The organism is Mesorhizobium sp. M6A.T.Cr.TU.014.01.1.1 (assembly GCF_004022765.1).
GTDB classification, from domain to species: domain Bacteria; phylum Pseudomonadota; class Alphaproteobacteria; order Rhizobiales; family Rhizobiaceae; genus Mesorhizobium; species Mesorhizobium mediterraneum.
In genome coordinates this window covers 66,086-82,017 of the sequence record NZ_RZPG01000024.1, presented here as the reverse complement: position 1 = coordinate 82,017, position 15,932 = coordinate 66,086, and the positions used below count along the sequence as shown (strand labels likewise).

The following is a 15,932-nucleotide window of genomic DNA, read 5'->3' as shown; positions in this document are numbered from 1 at the left end:
TGCTGAAATATGTGGCAGAAGCGACAGTCAACGGGAAGTCACGTTGCGGTGAAATTTGCCATTGCAACCAACTGCAAGGGCGCAATAGGAAGGGTCACACTTCACGGTAGAAGCCGATTCGGGCAACAATCAGCATGTGGCAAACCCTCCTGACGCCGGTCGATCTCTACTGCGAGCGGACCGGGCCGGAGTTCTGGGCCGAACCGGCCAACGCACTCACCAATCTGGCTTTTCTTGCCGCCGGGCTGTGGGGTGTCCGGGAGGTGCGCCGGCGCGGCACAGGCATCTTCGCCGAAGCGCTGGCCTGGTGGGTGGTGGCGATCGGCATCGGCTCGGCGCTGTTCCATACCTTTGCCAACCACGGCACGGTCTGGGCTGACGTGCTGCCGATCGCCGGGTTCACGCTGGCCTACACGCTGTTCAACCTGCGCCGCTTCCTCGGCATGAAATGGGGCAAGGCGATCGCCATCTTCGTCGCCTTCTATGCCGTCACCGGGTTGTTGACCTGGGCCGTGCCGGACTGGCTGCGCCAGGCGTCAAACGGCACGACCGGCTATCTGCCGCCTTTCCTGGCGCTCGCCTTCTTCGGCGCCTGGGTGGCCGCCAGCGGCAATCGCGCCGGCTGGTACAATCTGGCAGGCTCGGCGATCTTCGTCGTGTCGGTCATCTGCCGGATGATCGATCCGCTGGTCTGCGGCAGCTTTCCGCTCGGCACGCATTTCCTGTGGCACATCCTCAACGGGCTGATGCTCGGCGTGCTGCTGGCGGCGACGGCGCGCTTCGGAGCGCCAAAATAGGGGAATAGGGGAATAGGGGAATAGGGGAATAGGGGAATAGGGGAATAGGGGCTGTCTTCCCTACTCCCTTACTCCCTTACTGCCCTACTAAGCTGCCAAATCGCGCAGCACATATTGCAGGATGCCGCCGTTCTTGAAGTAGTCGAGCTCGTCCAGCGTATCGATGCGGCAGATGATCGGAACGTCCTTCACCGTGCCGTCGCCATAGGTGATCTTCGCGATCATCTTCTGGCGCGGCTTGATGGTGCTCAGGCCGTCGATCTCGACCAGCTCGTCACCCCTAAGGTTGAGCGAGGCCCATGAGGTGCCCTCTACGAAGACGAAGGGAATGACGCCCATGCCGACCAGGTTCGAGCGGTGGATGCGCTCGAAGGACTGGGCGATGACGGCGCGGACGCCCAAGAGGTTGGTGCCCTTGGCCGCCCAGTCGCGCGACGAGCCATTGCCGTATTCGACACCGGCGAAGATGACCAGCGGCACGCCTTCCTTCTTGTACTCCATGGCGGCGTCGTAGATCGATGTCTCTTCCTTCGACGGATAGTGGATGGTGTAGCCGCCCTCGCGGCCGTTCTCGCCCAGCATATGGTTGCGGATGCGGATGTTGGCGAAGGTGCCGCGCATCATCACCTCATGATTGCCGCGCCGCGTGCCATACTGGTTGAAGTCGGCGACGCCGACGCCATGGTCGGTGAGATATTTGCCGGCAGGCGAGGCCGCCTTGATCGAGCCGGCCGGCGAGATATGATCGGTGGTGATCTTGTCGCCGAGCAGGCCGAGCACGCGGGCGCCCTTGATGTCGCCGATTGTGCCGAAACCCGCGGTCATGCCGTCGAAATAGGGCGGGTTCTGCACATAGGTCGAATGGTCGTCCCAGGCGTAGGTCTGGCCTTCCGGCGCCTTGACGTTCTGCCAGTACTCGTCGCCCTTGAAGACGTCGGCATATTTGCGGGCGAACAGTTCGCGCGTCACGTTCTTTTCGATGAACTCCTGGATCTCGACCGAGCTCGGCCAGATATCCTTGAGGTAGACCGGGTTGCCGTCACGGTCCTCGCCGAGCGGCTCGGTGGTCAGGTCCTTGGTCACGGTCCCGGCCAGCGCGTGGGCGACGACCAGCGGCGGCGAAGCAAGGTAGTTTGCCTGCACGTCGGGCGAGACGCGGCCCTCGAAATTGCGATTGCCGGACAAGACCGCGGCGGCGATCAAGCCCTTATCGTTGATGGTCTTGGAGATCGGCGTCGGCAGCGGGCCGGAATTGCCGATGCAGGTGGTGCAGCCGAAGCCGACCAGATTGAAGCCGATTTGGTCGAGTTCCTTCTGGAGGCCGGATTTCTCCAGATATTCGGCGACGACCTGGCTACCCGGCGCCAGCGATGTCTTGACCCACGGCTTCTGCTTGAGCCCGAGCCGGTTGGCGTTGCGCGCCAGCAGCCCGGCGCCGATCAGCACGCTCGGGTTCGAGGTGTTGGTGCAGGAGGTGATGGCGGCGATGACGACATCGCCATGGCCGAGATCATAGTTGGTGCCTTCGACGGCATAGCGCTTGTCGATTTCGGCGGCCTTCCGGTATTCGGTCTCCATCGCCTTGGCAAAGCCGTCCGGAATGCCTTCAAGCGCCACGCGGCCTTCCGGACGCTTGGGGCCGGCCATCGACGGCACCACATCGCCGAGATCGAGCTCGAGCAGGTCGGTGAAGACCGGGTCGGCCGAGCCGGTATCACGCCACATGCCTTGCGCCTTCGCGTACGCCTCGACCAGCGCGATACGGTTTTCCTCGCGGCCGGACATGGTGAGGTAGCGGATGGTTTCGCCATCGACCGGGAAGAAGCCGCAGGTGGCGCCATATTCGGGCGCCATGTTGCCGATGGTGGCGCGGTCGGCCAGCGTCATGTTGGACAGACCCGGACCGAAGAATTCGACGAATTTGCCGACGACGCCCTTCTTGCGCAGCATCTGGGTGACGGTGAGCACGAGGTCGGTGGCGGTGACGCCTTCCCTGAGCCTGCCGGTGAGGCGGAAGCCGATGACTTCGGGCAACAGCATGGAGACGGGCTGGCCGAGCATGGCGGCCTCGGCCTCGATGCCGCCGACGCCCCAGCCGAGCACGCCAAGACCGTTGATCATGGTGGTGTGGGAATCGGTGCCGACGCAGGTATCGGGGTAGGCGGTGGTTTCGCCATCTTCAGTGTTGGTCCACACGACCTGGCCAAGATATTCGAGATTGACCTGGTGGCAGATGCCGGTGCCGGGCGGCACGACACGGAAATTGCGGAAGGCCTGCTGGCCCCATTTCAGGAATTTGTAGCGCTCTTCGTTGCGCTCGTACTCAAGCTCGACATTGCGGGCGAAAGCCAGCGGCGTGCCGAATTCATCGACGATGACCGAGTGGTCGATGACCAGATCGACCGGCACCAGCGGATTGATCTTTTGCGGGTCGCCGCCAAGCGAGGCCATGGCGTCGCGCATCGCAGCCAGGTCGACAACGGCCGGAACGCCGGTGAAATCCTGCATCAGCACGCGAGCCGGGCGATAGGCAATCTCGACGCCGGCGGTGCCCCGGTCGGTCAGCCAGCCGGCGACCGCCTGGATGCTCTCCTTGGTGACGGAACGGCCGTCCTCGTTGCGCAGCAGGTTCTCCAGCAGCACCTTCATCGAATAGGGCAACTGGGCAATGCCGGTGAGGCCGTTCTTCTCGGCCTCGATGAGGTTGTAATAGACATATTCGGCGCCACCAGCAGTCAGCGTGCGGCGGCAATTGAAACTATCGAGGGATTTTGACACGTGCGGTCCGTCCTTGTCTGTTCAGCCTGAAAGGGAACGGACGCCGATGGCATGCAATCACGCGCAAAGGTGCGGGTACGGCCATTTCCGCTGTCCGTTCCCAGCCAACCCGAGCCGTTCAAGGCGGCGCGTGCGCTGGTTCGGCGCTAATTCTGTTCCCGTGCCGACCGCTGGCACGGATGACCCGCATATAGAGAATTTCCTGGAATAGTTCTAGACACGGAATCGCCATTTTTGTTGCGGCGCACCGAAGCCGCGCTAGGACTTCCGGCGAAGGAGAACGAATGCGGCTGATCGCCGAAAATCTGGGCGGCGAACGCGGCGGCGAGGCGGTCTTTTCCGGCATCAACTTTGCCCTTGAGAAAGGCCAGGCGCTTATCGTCACCGGGCCGAACGGCGCGGGGAAATCGACGCTGCTCAGGGTCGTCGCCGGGCTGCTTCCGGTGGCGGCCGGTCGTGTGCATATCGAAGGCGGCGGCGAGGATTTTCCGTCGGTTGCCTCGGCCTGCCACTATCTCGGCCACCAGAACGCGATGAAGACGGCGTTGACCGTGACGGAAAATCTGCGCTTCTGGCGCGATTTTTCGGGCGCGGATTTCTTGCGTGCCGAAGAGGCGCTGGAGACGGTCGGACTTGGTGATATCGGCCATCTGCCGTTCGGCTATCTCTCGACTGGGCAGAGGCGGCGCGCGGCGATCGCAAAACTGCTGGTCAGCCGGCGGCCACTGTGGCTGCTCGACGAGCCGACGGCAGGATTGGACAAGGCATCGGAAGAGCGATTCGCCGTGCTGATGCGGAAGCATCTGGAAGGCGGAGGGATCGTTGTGGCGGCCACGCATCTGCCGCTGGGAATTGAGGGAGCGAAGGAGTTGAGGATGGGGGAGGCCGTTTGATGTCGGAGCTCCACGGCGCCCCCCTCTGTCCTGCCGGACATCTCCCCCACTTGGGGGGAGATCGGCGGCTTCGGCGTCGCCGCCCAATTTGCAATGTTGAAAATTGGCGAAAGCGGAGCCGACAGCCAATCTCCCCCCAAGTGGGGGAGATGTCCGGCAGGACAGAGGGGGGCGTGAAGGAACTCCGGCCTTTGCCTGGCCATTACGAATACATCGGGGCTGCATCGTAATGTGGTCCCTCTTCCTTCGCGACATCCGCCTCAGTATCCGCGCCGGGGGCGGGGCGCTGACCGGCGTGATCTTCTTTCTCGCGGTGATCGCCACGATCCCCTTCGGCGTCGGACCGGACCTCAATCTGCTCGCCCGCATCGGCCCGGCAATCCTGTGGATCGGCGCCTTGCTCGCTTGCCTGCTCGGTCTCGACCGATTGTTCCAGGCCGACCGGGAAGACGGCTCGCTCGATCTTCTGGTGCTCGGCGACGACCGGCACGTGCTGGCGTTGACCGTGCTGACGAAATGCCTGGCGCATTGGGCGGGAAGCGTGCTGCCGCTGGTTATCGCGGCACCCCTGCTTGGCCTGTTCATGAATATGGAGCCGATCGGCATCGGCGCCACGGCGCTGACCCTTTTGGTCGGCACGCCGGCGATCACCTTCATCGGCGCTGCCGGCGCGGCGGTGGCGGTGGCGCTGCCGCGCGGCGGGCTGTTGATCTCGGTGCTGGTATTGCCGCTGACCATTCCGGTGCTGATCTTTGGCGTCTCGGCAAGCTATGGCGCGGTGGCGGACCCCGATCCGTTCCTGCAGCCTTTCCTCATTCTCGCCGCGCTGACCTTGTTTCTTGCCGTGCTGGGGCCGGTTGCAGCGGCGCTGGCGCTGCGTCATGGGGCGGACTAAATTAGACGGCCGCCTGACCTCAAGGGCTGCGGCGCTGCTGTCGATTGCGAAGCCGATAGCGCAAGGTTAAGGAAAGACATGTTCGAACGAAGCGAAATGGTCCGGCGGAAAGGCTTTGCGCCGGCGGAGCGAACCATATGAGCGCGCATGCGCTCTATGTGACCGCCGCCTATGCCATCACGGCCGTAGTTCTGGCCGGGCTGGTCGGCTGGATCCTTCTCGACCAACGGGCACGCAAGCGGGATCTCGCCGAGCTGGAAGCGTCCGGCGTGCGGCGTCGCTCCGACAAGGCGGGGACAAGGAAGCGATGAGCATGGAGGCCAAAACGCCGCCGCGCGGGCGGCGCCTGATCGTGCTTTTGCCGCTGCTGATTTTCCTCGGGCTGGCTGGGCTGTTCCTGACGCAGCTGCTGTCCGGCCGCGACACCTCGGAGGTGCCATCGGCGCTGATCGGCCTGCCGGCGCCGCAGACCAATCTGCCGGCGCTGGAGGGCATGAATTTGCCGGGGCTCGACTCCAAGCAGTTCGCCGGCAAGGTCACGCTGGTCAACGTCTTCGCGTCCTGGTGCGGGCCATGCCGTGACGAACATCCGGTGCTGCTGGCGCTGTCGCAGGACAAGCGCTTCGTCATCGCAGCGCTCAACTACAAGGACCAGCCGGAAAACGCCCGCCGGTTCCTCGGCGATCTCGGCAATCCGTTCCAGGCGATCGGCGTCGACGCGGCAGGGCGCGCGGCGATCGACTGGGGCGTCTACGGCGTGCCGGAAACCTTCGTCGTCGGCAAGGACGGCAATATCGCCTACAAGCATGTCGGCCCGCTGACGCCAGGCTCGGCGCAGACGCTGCTTTTGCCGGAGATCGAGAAGGCGCTGGCCGCGCCGGGCTGAGACGGCGGAAACGCGATGGTCGAACGGGACATTCGCGATCATTTTCTGGCTCAGGCGAAAGCCTGCGATGGACTTGGCTCGCCCTTCACCGCGAATTTATGCCGTGCGTTGGCCAAGGTTCTCGACGCAAACACCAGGACCGGGCAGGCGGTGCTCGGCTGGCCGGGCGACGCGCGCGCCGACGCCCTAGCATTGCGGGTCTGCGGCGCGCTGCATGCGTTGGTCCTGACGGGTGCCAGTGAGCGACTGGCACTGATCTATCCGCCCAACCAGACAAGCGAATCCGAGATCGCGGCGGTGCTGCCGGAGGCAATTGCGCGATCCGACGAGCGGATCGTCGCCGGCCTCGCCGGCGCGCCGCAGACCAATGAAATCGCCCGGTCGGCGATGCTGCTGCCTGGATTTCTGACGGTCGCGCGGGAAACCGGCCTGCCGCTGGATCTGTGCGAGATCGGCGCCAGCGCCGGGCTCAATCTCCTGTTCGACAGCTTTCACTACAGCTACCGCGATGCCGAGTGGGGCGACCCGGCCTCCCCCGCCCGGTTGGCGCCGGAGGCGCGCGGCCGCGCTGTTCCGCTTGGTGGGGCGATCGACGTCCGCTACCGCGCCGGCTGCGACGTCGCGCCGGTGGACGTCGCCGACGCAGCGGCGCGGTTACGGCTTCGGTCTTTTGTCTGGGCCGATCAGGCAGCGCGGCTGGCCCGGCTCGACGCCGCGCTGTCACTTGCCGAAAAATTTCCACCGCTGCTTGTCAAAGCGGACGCGGCGGATTTTGTCGAGAAGGCACTGGCCGCACGGCAGCGGGGCGGCGCCTTCGTGCTCTACCATTCGATCATGTGGCAGTACCTGCCGCGGGCGACCAAGGATGCCATCACCGCTGCGCTGGAGCAGGCGGGCAGACAGGCCACGGCCGCTGCGCCTATCGCAAGGCTGAGGATGGAGCCGCGCGATCCCACAAACAATTGGGCGGTACTCAGCCTCACTCTATGGCCCGGCGGCGAGACACGCCGCTTGGCCCATTGCGATTATCACGGCCGCTGGATCGAATGGATCGGCTAAGCCCGATCAAACAGTTCTGGTTGCGCATGATCTCGTCCGAAAAGTCTGCAACTTTTTGCTGCGCTGACCTTCGGTTCGGGATCATGCGTTCGCCTCAGCCGTAGATCTGCTTGTGGACCTGATAGAGCATTTCGCTGCGGTCGGCGCGCATGTCGGCCAGATCGCGGCTGGAAAAGGAGTCGATTTCGGCGACGAGGCGGTTGTATTGCCGGCGCTTGGCGATGGTGGCGCGAGCGCGGCTCATGAGGCTGTCGAGAATCATAGCGAGGTTCCTTTTGCGCCGCATTGTTGCGGCAGGTTGTTCCTCCCTTGATCTGTATGGAGCATGACATAGTTATGGTGCGTTGCAAAAAGAAGATGTTGCAATGCACCATTGCGCCGGACGCATAGCCGGTTAACGGCGCATGAACCCCGTCATTTGGGCAGGCGGCACTGCCGCAGCTTGCCTCGATGCCTCAAGATGCGGTGAGACTGATATCAGCGATCTTGCCATATTGATCGCCGGCTGGCTTGATCGCGCCGGCATCACCGATTTGCATGACTGGGAGGAAAATCATGGCCGCCGAAGACTACGAGATTCTCGATCCACGTTTTGCGCGGCTGTTCAACAGCAATGCGCAGGTGGAAAAGCTGTTCACCGGATGCCGTTGGGCGGAAGGGCCGGCCTGGTTCGCGGCCGGCCGTTATGTGGTGTGGTCCGACATCCCCAACAACCGCATGCTGCGTTACGACGAGACCGACGGCAGCGTCAGCGTGTTCCGGCAGCCGTCGGGTAATTCCAATGGCAACACCGTTGACCGGCAGGGTCGGCTGGTCACTTGCGAGCATTCGGGCCGGCGGGTCAGCCGCACCGAGCATGACGGCTCAATCACCACCATCGCCGACAAATGGCGCGGCAAGCGGCTGAACTCGCCCAACGATGCAGTGGTCAAGTCCGACGGGTCGATCTGGTTCACCGACCCAACCTACGGCATCGACACGGACTATGAGGGCGACAAGGCCGAGAGCGAGATCGGCGCCTGCCATGTCTACCGGGCCGATCCCGGCACCGGTGAGATCGACGCTGTCATCACCGATATGGTCAGGCCCAACGGGCTTGCCTTCTCGCTCGACGAAAGCAAGCTCTATGTCGTCGATACCGGCCGCACGCACGGCGCGCAGAATCCGGCGCATATGCGGGTGTTCAATGTCGACAAGGGTGGCAAGAAGGTGTCCGGCGAAAAAGTCTTCGCCGACTGCGCGGCCGGCCTGTTCGATGGCTTCAGGCTCGACGATCAAGGTAGGATCTGGACCAGTGCCGCCGACGGCATCCATTGCTACGATCCGGACGGGAAGCTGATCGGCAGGATCAAGGTGCCGGAAGTCGTCGCCAATTGCGTGTTCGGCGGCAACAAGCTGAACTGCCTCTACATCGCCGGCACGACCTCACTCTACATGGTCCGGCTGATGGTCAACGGCGCAAAGACATTTTGAGCAGCCGCCAAGCAATATCCCAGGGGAGGGCGCCATGCCATTCGTGAACATCCGCCTGGTCAAGGAGGTGATTGCCGATGACCCGGCCGGCAAGAAGGCCGCGATCGCCGCCCAGGTGACCGCGGCCATCACCGGCGCCACCGGCCTGACCAGCAACGACGTCTGGGTGGTTTTCGAGGAGGTCGCTGCGCGGGACTGGTTCGTTGGCGAGACCGATGTCGAGACGATGCGCAGCAAACGCTGAAGGAATTTCGCCGCGACCTTTGATGGTTGCAGCGCGGCCGGTCAGCAGGCGTCGAGGGCCGAGAGGTATTTCGGACGGATCATGTCCGAAACAGTCTACCACATGGTGTGTTTGTATTCGTCATCCAGCCAGCGGTCGGTCGCCTCGGCCGAATCGGCGAGCGCCAACTGGTCGCGCAGGATCTGGCCGAGCGTCGGCAGCGTCGCGCGGTCGTACCAGCTTTCGGGCTTCCACAAATCGGAGCGCATGAAAGCCTTGGCGCAGTGCATGTAGGCGGCCTTGACCGTCACCAGGACGACGCTTTGCGGTTCCTTGCCGTCGACCGCGAGCCGCTCGCGCAAGCCCGCATCGACGGTGATGCGAGCATCGCCGTTGACGCGCAGCGTCTCGTTCATGCCTGGAATGAGAAAGAGCAGCCCGACCGAGGGGTTGATAAGAATGTTCTCAAGCGTGTCGAGCCGGTTGTTGCCGGGCCGGTCGGGGATGGCGATGGTCCTCTCGTCGAGCACGACGGCAAAGCCGGGCTTGTCGCCCTTCGGCGTCACATCGGCATTGCCGGCGCCGTCGGAGGAGCCGATCAGCACGAAGGGGCTTTTGCCGATGAAAGAACGGCTGTGACCATCCAGCGCCTTCAATTCCTTGCGGATAGAGCCGTCGGTCGGCCGAGGCGTCTTGTAGATCGTTCTCAGCTCTTCGCGCGTGGTGACGAATTCCATGCCCTCTCCCCAACTGTTACTTGCCGGCCTTCTCTTCTTTTCCGGGCTTGCCTTCAAGCGAATGGCGCATGATCAGCGGCATCTGGCTGAAGGTGAAAAGAAGCGTGATCGGCATGATTCCCCAAACCTTGAAGGTAACCCATGCGTCGGTGGAAAAATTCCGCCAGACCACTTCGTTGACAAGGGCCAGGAACAGGAAAAACAGGCCCCAGCGGAAGGTGAGTTTCTTCCAGCCTTCGGCATCGAGGCTGAAGGCCGAATCGAAGACGTAGCCGAGCAGCGATTTGCCGAAGAAAAGGCCGCCGAGCAGGACGCCGCCGAACAGCATGTTGACGATGGTCGGCTTCATCTTGATGAAGATGTCGTCCTGCAGATAGAGCGTCAGCGCGCCGAAGACGAACACCACGACGCCCGACACCATCGGCATGATCGGCAAGGTGCGGGTGAGCAGCCAGGAGGCGATCAGCGCGATCGCGGTGGCCGCCATGAACAGGCCGGTGGCGACGAAGATCGGCCCGCCGAATTCGGCCAGCGCCGGAAATTTCTGCGTCAGCCACGCGCCACGCGCGTTGGCAAAGAAGAACACCATCAGCGGGCCGAGCTCCAGCACCAGCTTGAGCAGCGGATTGACGCCTTCCTTCTTCTGTTTCTGTGGGTCGGACGGGTCGCGTTCGAGGATGGGCGGGTTCATAGACTTCCTTCTTACGCACGATCCTGTCCAAAAAGTCTGCAACTTTTTGGGATCATGCTTGTTAGGCCACTCCAGCGATCGCCCTGGCGAACTCGCTTGCGGAGAAAGGTTCGAGGTCGTCGACTTGTTCGCCGACGCCGATGAAATAAACCGGCAATTTGTGCTTTGCCGCGATCGCCACCAGAATACCGCCGCGTGCCGTGCCGTCCAGCTTGGTCATCACCAGGCCATTGACGCCGGCGACATTGCGGAAGATCTCGACCTGGTTGAGCGCGTTCTGGCCGGTGGTGGCGTCGACCGTCTGCAGCACGGTGTGCGGCGCCTCCGGATCGAGCTTGCCCAGCACCCGAACTATCTTTTCCAGTTCCGCCATCAGCTCGGTCTTGTTCTGCAACCGCCCGGCGGTGTCGATGATCAGCACGTCGGAGCCGGCTTGCTTGGCCTGTTCGAAGGCGTCGTAAGCGAGGCCGGCGGCGTCGGCGCCAAGCTTCGAGGCGATGACCGGCGATTTGGTGCGCTCGCCCCAGATCTTCAACTGCTCAATCGCGGCGGCGCGGAACGTGTCGCCGGCTGCGAGCATCACCGACAGGCCGCCATCGGTCAGCTTTGCCGCCAGCTTGCCGATGGTTGTGGTCTTGCCGGTGCCGTTGACGCCGACGACAAGGATGACATGCGGCTTGTGACTGAGATCAAGCTCCAGCGGCATGGCGACGTGGGTCAGCACCTTCTCCACCTCCGTCGCCATGATGGCGCGGACTTCCGTCTCGGAGACGTCCTTGCCGTAGCGGCTGGCGGCCAGCGAATCGGTGATGCGCAATGCCGTCTCCATGCCGAGATCGGCGCGGATCAGCACGTCCTCGAGATCCTGCAGCGTGTCCTCGTCCAGCTTGCGCTTGGTGAAGACGCCGGCGATGTTGCCGGACAGTTCCCGGGAAGAGCGGGCAAGCCCCTCCTTCATACGCTGGAACCACGAGCGTTTCGGTGCCGGTTCCGGCGCCTTCTGTGGCTGGGCTTTCTGCTCGACCTTCTTGGTTACGGTCACCTTGCCGGGGGCTGGCTTTGGCTCCGGCGGTGGTTGCGGAACGGCCTCCGGCTCCGGTGCGATCTCAGCAAGGATTGGCTTTGCCTCGACCGGCGCCGGCTGGCGAATGGGGGGCGGGATTTCGGCCGGCGGCGCCTCAGGCTTGGGCGCCGTTGAGGGGATCTCGGCGGGCGGCGCCGGCATGTCGACGGGCGCCGGCTCAGGCCGTTTTTCCGGCTGGGATGGGGCGACTTCTGGTGGCTGAGGCTCTGGTGCAGGAGCCGGCTCAGGGATGACGGGAACGGCCGGGATTTCCTCGGGCGCTGCCTGTTCAGCAGGCGCTTCCGGCTCCGGTTCCAGCTCCTCGACCGGAACCGGCTGGATTTCAGGCTCTGGCGCCGGCTCCTCGATCGGAGCGGGTTCCGGCTGGATGTCTGGCCCGGGCGGAATGGTTGGTGCAGGAGCGGGCGCGGCCTCTTCAACAGGCGCCGGCTGCGGCGCGAGCGGTGCTTCCGCCTCGACTGGCGGCGGAGGCGCAGCTTCTGTTTCGGGCTGACGCTCTTCCCGTTTCAAAAATTCCGGAACGGCCTGCTCAGAAGCCGGTTTCAGCGCCTCCAGCGCATCCCATTTGATCGGCGGCAGAGGTGCCGACTCGTCGATCCGCTCCTCGACCACTTCCTTCTTGCCGAACGAAAATATCTTCTTGAAAAAACCAGCCATGTCTTTGCGTCTCAGGCGACGCTGGCGGCAAGCGGCGCCGCAATCAGTCTGATACCATCATGGCCGGCGATATCAGCCTCAACGATTTCGCCCGGCGCGCCGGCGGAGACCGCGGCGAGCGTAAACCCTTCGGTGCGGCCGAGCCCGTCGCGCTCGACCAGGATCGACTGGCGCGTTCCGGCGAGTGCGGCGAGGTGACTGACATAGGCGGCGCCACCGGCGGCGCGCAGCCGTGCAGCACGCTGCTTGACCACCTCGCGGCGAAGCTGCGGCATGCGCGCCGCGGGGGTGCCTTCGCGCGGTGAAAATGGAAAAACGTGGAGATGCGTCAGCCCGCATTCCTCGACGATCTCCAGCGATTTTTCGAACATGGCGTCCGTCTCGGTCGGGAAGCCGGCGATGATGTCGGCGCCGAAGACGATGCCGGGGCGCAATTTGCGCAAATCCTCGCAAAAACGGATCGACTGATCCCGGTTGTGTCGGCGCTTCATCCGTTTCAGGATCATGTCGTCGCCCGCCTGCAGCGACAGATGCAGATGTGGCATCAGTCGGGGCTCGGTGGCGATCGCGTCGAGCAGATCGTCGTCGGCCTCGATCGAATCGATCGAGGAGAGGCGCAGGCGTTTCACGTCAGGCACCTGCTTGAGGATTGTCTTGACCAATTTGCCGAGTTTCGGGCTGCCCGGCAGGTCGGCGCCGAAGCTGGTCATGTCGACGCCGGTCAGCACGATCTCGGCATAGCCATTGCCGCTCAGCCGCTTGACCTGCTCGACCACGGCGCCCATCGGCACCGAGCGCGAATTGCCGCGGCCATAGGGGATGATGCAGAAGGTGCAGCGGTGGTCGCAGCCGTTCTGCACCTGGACGAAGGCTCGCGCCCGGCCTTCGATGGCGTCGACCATGTGGGCGGCCGTCTCGCGTACCGAAAAGATATCGTTGACGCGAGCCTTCTCGGTATCGTTGACGCCGAAATCCGGCAGCGCGCGATAGGAATTCGCCTTCAGCTTCTCCTCATTGCCGAGGACGAGATCGACCTTGTCCATGGCGACGAAATTCTGCGGCTCGGTCTGCGCGGCGCAGCCGGTGACGATGATGCGGGCGGCCGGGTTCTCGCGGCGGGCCTTGCGGATCGACTGCTTTGCCTGGCGCACCGCCTCGCCGGTGACGGCGCAGGTGTTGAAGATGATGGCGCCGCCTGCCAGCGCGCCAAGGCCGGCGCTTTCCGCCTCGCGCCGCATCACCTCGGATTCGTAGGTGTTCAGCCGGCAGCCGAAGGTAACGACGTCAATGCCCTTCTTGGGAAGAGCGGGCATCAGGCGGCGCTTTCGGTGTCGCGGGCCCACACGCCGGTCGACGGGTCGAAGCTGCCGGAAAATTCCCATTCGGCGGCACCGGTGAGGACGACGTGGTCGTCGCCGCGCCATTCGACATGCAAGGAGCCGCCGCCGGGCGTCACCAAGGAGACGCTGCGTCCGGTCCGCTTGGTGCGGGCGGCAGCGACGACGGCGGCACAAGCCGCCGTGCCGCAGGCCTTGGTCAGGCCGGCGCCGCGCTCCCAGGTGCGGATGACCATCGTCTCGGGCGAGGTCACCTGCGCGATTGTGATGTTGGCGCGTTCGGGGAAGATCGGGTGGTTTTCGAGCAGCGGACCGAAGCGGTCGAGCTCGTAGGACCAGACGTCGCGGTCGACCCAGAAAATGGCGTGCGGATTGCCCATCGACACGACCGAGGGCGAGTGCAGCACAGGCGCGTCGATCGGGCCGATCTGCAGCTCGATCATGCGGGTGTCGCGGAATTCCTCGGCCAGCGGAATATCCTGCCAGCCGAAACGCGGTCTGCCCATGTCGACCGAGATCAGCCCGTCGGCATGTTCCTCGGCGTTGAGGATGCCGGCGACCGTCTCGAAGGCGAATGTCTTCTGGCCGGTCTCGGCAGCAAGCGCTTGCACCACACAGCGCATGCCGTTGCCGCAGGCCTGCGCGCCGGTTCCGTCGGAATTCAATATGTCGATGAAAAAGGCGGTGCCCGGCGTCCTGGCATCGTGGATCGCCATGATCTGATCGAATTTCGTCGCGGCATCGGCGTTGAGCGCAAGGGCGGCAGCCGGCGTCACCCGATCGGCGCGACCGTGCATGTCGGCAACGATGATCTCGTTGCCGATGCCGTTCATCTTGGCGAAGGGGACAGTGCTTGCCATGGATCGAAAGGTCTCATGCCGGTTTGGCGCCTATATGGCGGATACCGGCCGAAATTACCAGTGCGCGGACATTTTGAATCCGCGCATCGTGCTTTCCAAAAATCGATTTTCGGGCCGATGCGCTACGTCACCGCGAAGACGCCGAGCATGACCAGCAGGAAGATGATCAGCACGATGCCGATGAGGATACGGGCACCGGTGGCGGCAGCTCCGGCCAAGGCCGGCATGCCGAGCAGGCTTGCCGCGGCCGCGATGATCAGAAGAATGATGATCCATTTGATCATGAGAAAAAACCTCGCGGCCGACGGTTGTGGAAACTACCTACAAACGCGTCTGCGATGGCTTGGGTTCCGATTCCTTGGATTTGCCTGGAAATTCCCTGCGCCGCGAAGCCGGTCGCCTGCCTAGGCCGTCGGCACGTCCCAGACCTCGCCGGGACGCAAGGCGCGAAAGCGTTCGCGCGGGACGCTCTGGTCATCCAGGGCCTCACCAAGCTTTCTTGCCGGCTCGTCGATCGGCTCGTTGGTGAGCCGGAACGTGCCCCAATGGCAGCCGGCAGCATAGGCGGCGTTGCACAAAAGCATGCCTTGCACCGCCTCCTCAGGGTTCTGGTGGTGTGGCGCCATGAACCAGCGCGGCTCGTAAGCGCCGATCGGCAGGATGGCGAGGCGGAAGCCGCCGTGCCTTTCGGCCATCAGCCGATAGTTGATGCCATCGTGGAAACCGGTGTCGCCGGCGAAATAGATCTTTCCGCCCGGCGTCTTGACCACAAAACCCGCCCACAGCGCCATGCGCCGGTCGCGGGTGCCACGCGCCGACCAGTGGTGCACCGGCTCGACATGGACGGCCACGTCCTTGCCGATGTCGACCCGCTCGCCCCAGTCATGCACGGAGAGCCGCATGCCGGGAACGCCATCTTCGATAATGACGTCGTTGCCGAGTGGCGTCAGCACCAGCGGGTCATGCTTTGTCTTCAGCCGCTTCAGCGTGGCGAGGTCGAGATGGTCGTAGTGATTGTGGCTGACCAATACGAGGTCGATCGGCGGCAGGCTGGAAAACGCGATGCCCGGCAGGTTGACCCGTTTCGGCCCGGCAAAGGAGAGCGGCGAGACGCGCCGCGACCAGACCGGGTCGGTGAGGATATTCAGGCCGGCTGTCTGGATAAGCAGCGTGGAATGGCCGACCATGGTCAGCCTCAGCCCGGGGCCTTCGATCCGCTCGGCCGGCGTGGCCTGATGAAACGGGCTCGGATTCGCCGCTGGCCATTTCGAGCGCTCGCCGCCCAGCTGCCACTTCAAAAGATCGGAAAAACGCGCAGGCAGCTTGCCGTTGGGATTGAAGAACAAGGTGCCGTCGAAATGATCGCTGGGCGGGCCGCTGTAGTAGCGATTGGCGGCTCTTTTTCTTGCAGCCAAGGTTTCGCCTCCGGCAGAGTTCCGTTTCACCAGAGATAGGACCGAAGCCGGCTAGCGCAAGCATCTGGGGCCGAATGCCAAGGGCACGCCTCTCCAGGCAAAACCGCTGTGCACGGTCGGGTCAGACCCACAGGGCAGGCTTTTAGG

Annotated in this window: 17 protein-coding genes; 8 read left to right on the top strand and 9 right to left on the bottom strand. The window is 63.8% G+C overall.

Going from position 1 to position 15,932, the window contains the following annotated elements; genetic code table 11:
- The first annotated feature begins 134 nt into the window (after positions 1-134).
- Positions 135-797, top strand: a complete 663-nt coding sequence (locus EN885_RS24630; protein ID WP_095484872.1) for a ceramidase domain-containing protein — start codon at positions 135-137, stop codon at positions 795-797.
- Positions 798-884: 87 nt separating this feature from the next.
- On the opposite strand, the gene acnA is transcribed toward EN885_RS24630, so the two are convergent.
- The gene (gene acnA / locus EN885_RS24625) at positions 885-3,575 is read right to left on the bottom strand and encodes an aconitate hydratase AcnA (protein WP_095484873.1); all 2,691 of its coding nucleotides are present in this window, start codon (positions 3,573-3,575) and stop codon (positions 885-887) included.
- Positions 3,576-3,859: 284 nt separating this feature from the next.
- On the opposite strand from acnA, the gene ccmA reads away from it, so the two are divergent.
- The 5 genes from ccmA to EN885_RS24600 all read left to right on the top strand — a co-directional run bounded on the left by ccmA (position 3,860) and on the right by EN885_RS24600 (position 7,308).
- Complete coding sequence (gene ccmA, locus EN885_RS24620) at positions 3,860-4,468, top strand: heme ABC exporter ATP-binding protein CcmA (protein ID WP_095484874.1); 609 nt, start codon at positions 3,860-3,862, stop codon at positions 4,466-4,468.
- Between the two features lie 229 nt (positions 4,469-4,697).
- Positions 4,698-5,363 (top strand): heme exporter protein CcmB, encoded by a 666-nt coding sequence (gene ccmB / locus EN885_RS24615; protein ID WP_095484876.1) that lies wholly within the window; start codon positions 4,698-4,700, stop codon positions 5,361-5,363.
- 137 nt (positions 5,364-5,500) lie between these two features.
- Complete coding sequence (gene ccmD / locus EN885_RS24610; RefSeq protein WP_095484877.1) at positions 5,501-5,674, top strand: heme exporter protein CcmD; 174 nt, start codon at positions 5,501-5,503, stop codon at positions 5,672-5,674.
- Positions 5,671-6,249: a DsbE family thiol:disulfide interchange protein gene (locus tag EN885_RS24605; protein WP_128244158.1), complete on the top strand. Its 579-nt coding sequence runs from the start codon at positions 5,671-5,673 to the stop codon at positions 6,247-6,249. Before ccmD ends, EN885_RS24605 begins: the two co-directional genes overlap by 4 nt.
- A gap of 15 nt (positions 6,250-6,264) precedes the next feature.
- Positions 6,265-7,308: a DUF2332 family protein gene (locus EN885_RS24600; protein WP_126104335.1), complete on the top strand. Its 1,044-nt coding sequence runs from the start codon at positions 6,265-6,267 to the stop codon at positions 7,306-7,308.
- A gap of 94 nt (positions 7,309-7,402) precedes the next feature.
- Here the strand turns inward: EN885_RS24600 and EN885_RS24595 are convergent, their stop codons facing one another.
- Positions 7,403-7,570 carry a hypothetical protein gene (locus EN885_RS24595; RefSeq protein WP_095485113.1) on the bottom strand — a complete coding sequence of 56 codons (168 nt, stop codon included), beginning with the start codon at positions 7,568-7,570 and terminating at the stop codon, positions 7,403-7,405.
- Between the two features lie 290 nt (positions 7,571-7,860).
- On the opposite strand from EN885_RS24595, the gene EN885_RS24590 reads away from it, so the two are divergent.
- Together EN885_RS24590 and EN885_RS24585 are read left to right on the top strand one after the other, a co-directional pair.
- Positions 7,861-8,781: an SMP-30/gluconolactonase/LRE family protein gene (locus EN885_RS24590; RefSeq protein WP_128244166.1), complete on the top strand. Its 921-nt coding sequence runs from the start codon at positions 7,861-7,863 to the stop codon at positions 8,779-8,781.
- A gap of 34 nt (positions 8,782-8,815) precedes the next feature.
- A complete protein-coding gene (locus tag EN885_RS24585; protein ID WP_128244159.1) occupies positions 8,816-9,025 on the top strand; it encodes a tautomerase family protein in 210 nt (69 codons plus the stop codon).
- Between the two features lie 95 nt (positions 9,026-9,120).
- Here EN885_RS24585 and EN885_RS24580 read toward each other — a convergent pair whose 3' ends face one another.
- The 7 genes from EN885_RS24580 to EN885_RS24550 all read right to left on the bottom strand — a co-directional run bounded on the left by EN885_RS24580 (position 9,121) and on the right by EN885_RS24550 (position 15,785).
- Positions 9,121-9,741 (bottom strand): pyridoxamine 5'-phosphate oxidase family protein, encoded by a 621-nt coding sequence (locus tag EN885_RS24580; RefSeq protein WP_095484880.1) that lies wholly within the window; start codon positions 9,739-9,741, stop codon positions 9,121-9,123.
- A 16-nt stretch (positions 9,742-9,757) separates the two neighbouring features.
- On the bottom strand, positions 9,758-10,432 hold the full coding sequence (locus EN885_RS24575) for a septation protein A (protein WP_095484881.1): 675 nt from the start codon (positions 10,430-10,432) through the stop codon (positions 9,758-9,760).
- A 61-nt stretch (positions 10,433-10,493) separates the two neighbouring features.
- Entirely contained in the window at positions 10,494-12,173 is a 1,680-nt protein-coding gene (gene ftsY, locus EN885_RS24570; RefSeq protein ID WP_128244160.1) for a signal recognition particle-docking protein FtsY, read from the bottom strand.
- Positions 12,174-12,184: 11 nt separating this feature from the next.
- A complete protein-coding gene (gene mtaB / locus EN885_RS24565; protein ID WP_128244161.1) occupies positions 12,185-13,486 on the bottom strand; it encodes a tRNA (N(6)-L-threonylcarbamoyladenosine(37)-C(2))-methylthiotransferase MtaB in 1,302 nt (433 codons plus the stop codon).
- Positions 13,486-14,370, bottom strand: a complete 885-nt coding sequence (dapF, locus tag EN885_RS24560; RefSeq protein ID WP_095484883.1) for a diaminopimelate epimerase — start codon at positions 14,368-14,370, stop codon at positions 13,486-13,488. The genes mtaB and dapF overlap by 1 nt, the downstream gene beginning before the upstream one ends.
- Positions 14,371-14,492: 122 nt before the next feature.
- Positions 14,493-14,654: a DUF1328 family protein gene (locus EN885_RS24555; protein WP_095484884.1), complete on the bottom strand. Its 162-nt coding sequence runs from the start codon at positions 14,652-14,654 to the stop codon at positions 14,493-14,495.
- A 120-nt stretch (positions 14,655-14,774) separates the two neighbouring features.
- Positions 14,775-15,785 (bottom strand): MBL fold metallo-hydrolase, encoded by a 1,011-nt coding sequence (locus tag EN885_RS24550; protein WP_095484885.1) that lies wholly within the window; start codon positions 15,783-15,785, stop codon positions 14,775-14,777.
- Positions 15,786-15,932 lie beyond the last annotated feature (147 nt).

Excerpts from the sequence above, each read along its gene's own strand:
- EN885_RS24630 (WP_095484872.1), top strand. The coding sequence starts at position 135 with ATGTGGCAAACCCTCCTGACGCCGGTCGATCTCTACTGCGAGCGGACC.
- ccmA (WP_095484874.1), top strand. The coding sequence starts at position 3,860 with ATGCGGCTGATCGCCGAAAATCTGGGCGGCGAACGCGGCGGCGAGGCG.
- ccmB (WP_095484876.1), top strand. The coding sequence starts at position 4,698 with ATGTGGTCCCTCTTCCTTCGCGACATCCGCCTCAGTATCCGCGCCGGG.
- ccmD (WP_095484877.1), top strand. The coding sequence starts at position 5,501 with ATGAGCGCGCATGCGCTCTATGTGACCGCCGCCTATGCCATCACGGCC.
- EN885_RS24605 (WP_128244158.1), top strand. The coding sequence starts at position 5,671 with ATGAGCATGGAGGCCAAAACGCCGCCGCGCGGGCGGCGCCTGATCGTG.
- EN885_RS24600 (WP_126104335.1), top strand. The coding sequence starts at position 6,265 with ATGGTCGAACGGGACATTCGCGATCATTTTCTGGCTCAGGCGAAAGCC.
- EN885_RS24595 (WP_095485113.1), bottom strand. The coding sequence starts at position 7,570 with ATGATTCTCGACAGCCTCATGAGCCGCGCTCGCGCCACCATCGCCAAG.
- EN885_RS24585 (WP_128244159.1), top strand. The coding sequence starts at position 8,816 with ATGCCATTCGTGAACATCCGCCTGGTCAAGGAGGTGATTGCCGATGAC.
- EN885_RS24580 (WP_095484880.1), bottom strand. The coding sequence starts at position 9,741 with ATGGAATTCGTCACCACGCGCGAAGAGCTGAGAACGATCTACAAGACG.
- EN885_RS24575 (WP_095484881.1), bottom strand. The coding sequence starts at position 10,432 with ATGAACCCGCCCATCCTCGAACGCGACCCGTCCGACCCACAGAAACAG.
- ftsY (WP_128244160.1), bottom strand. The coding sequence starts at position 12,173 with ATGGCTGGTTTTTTCAAGAAGATATTTTCGTTCGGCAAGAAGGAAGTG.
- mtaB (WP_128244161.1), bottom strand. The coding sequence starts at position 13,486 with ATGCCCGCTCTTCCCAAGAAGGGCATTGACGTCGTTACCTTCGGCTGC.
- dapF (WP_095484883.1), bottom strand. The coding sequence starts at position 14,370 with ATGGCAAGCACTGTCCCCTTCGCCAAGATGAACGGCATCGGCAACGAG.
- EN885_RS24555 (WP_095484884.1), bottom strand. The coding sequence starts at position 14,654 with ATGATCAAATGGATCATCATTCTTCTGATCATCGCGGCCGCGGCAAGC.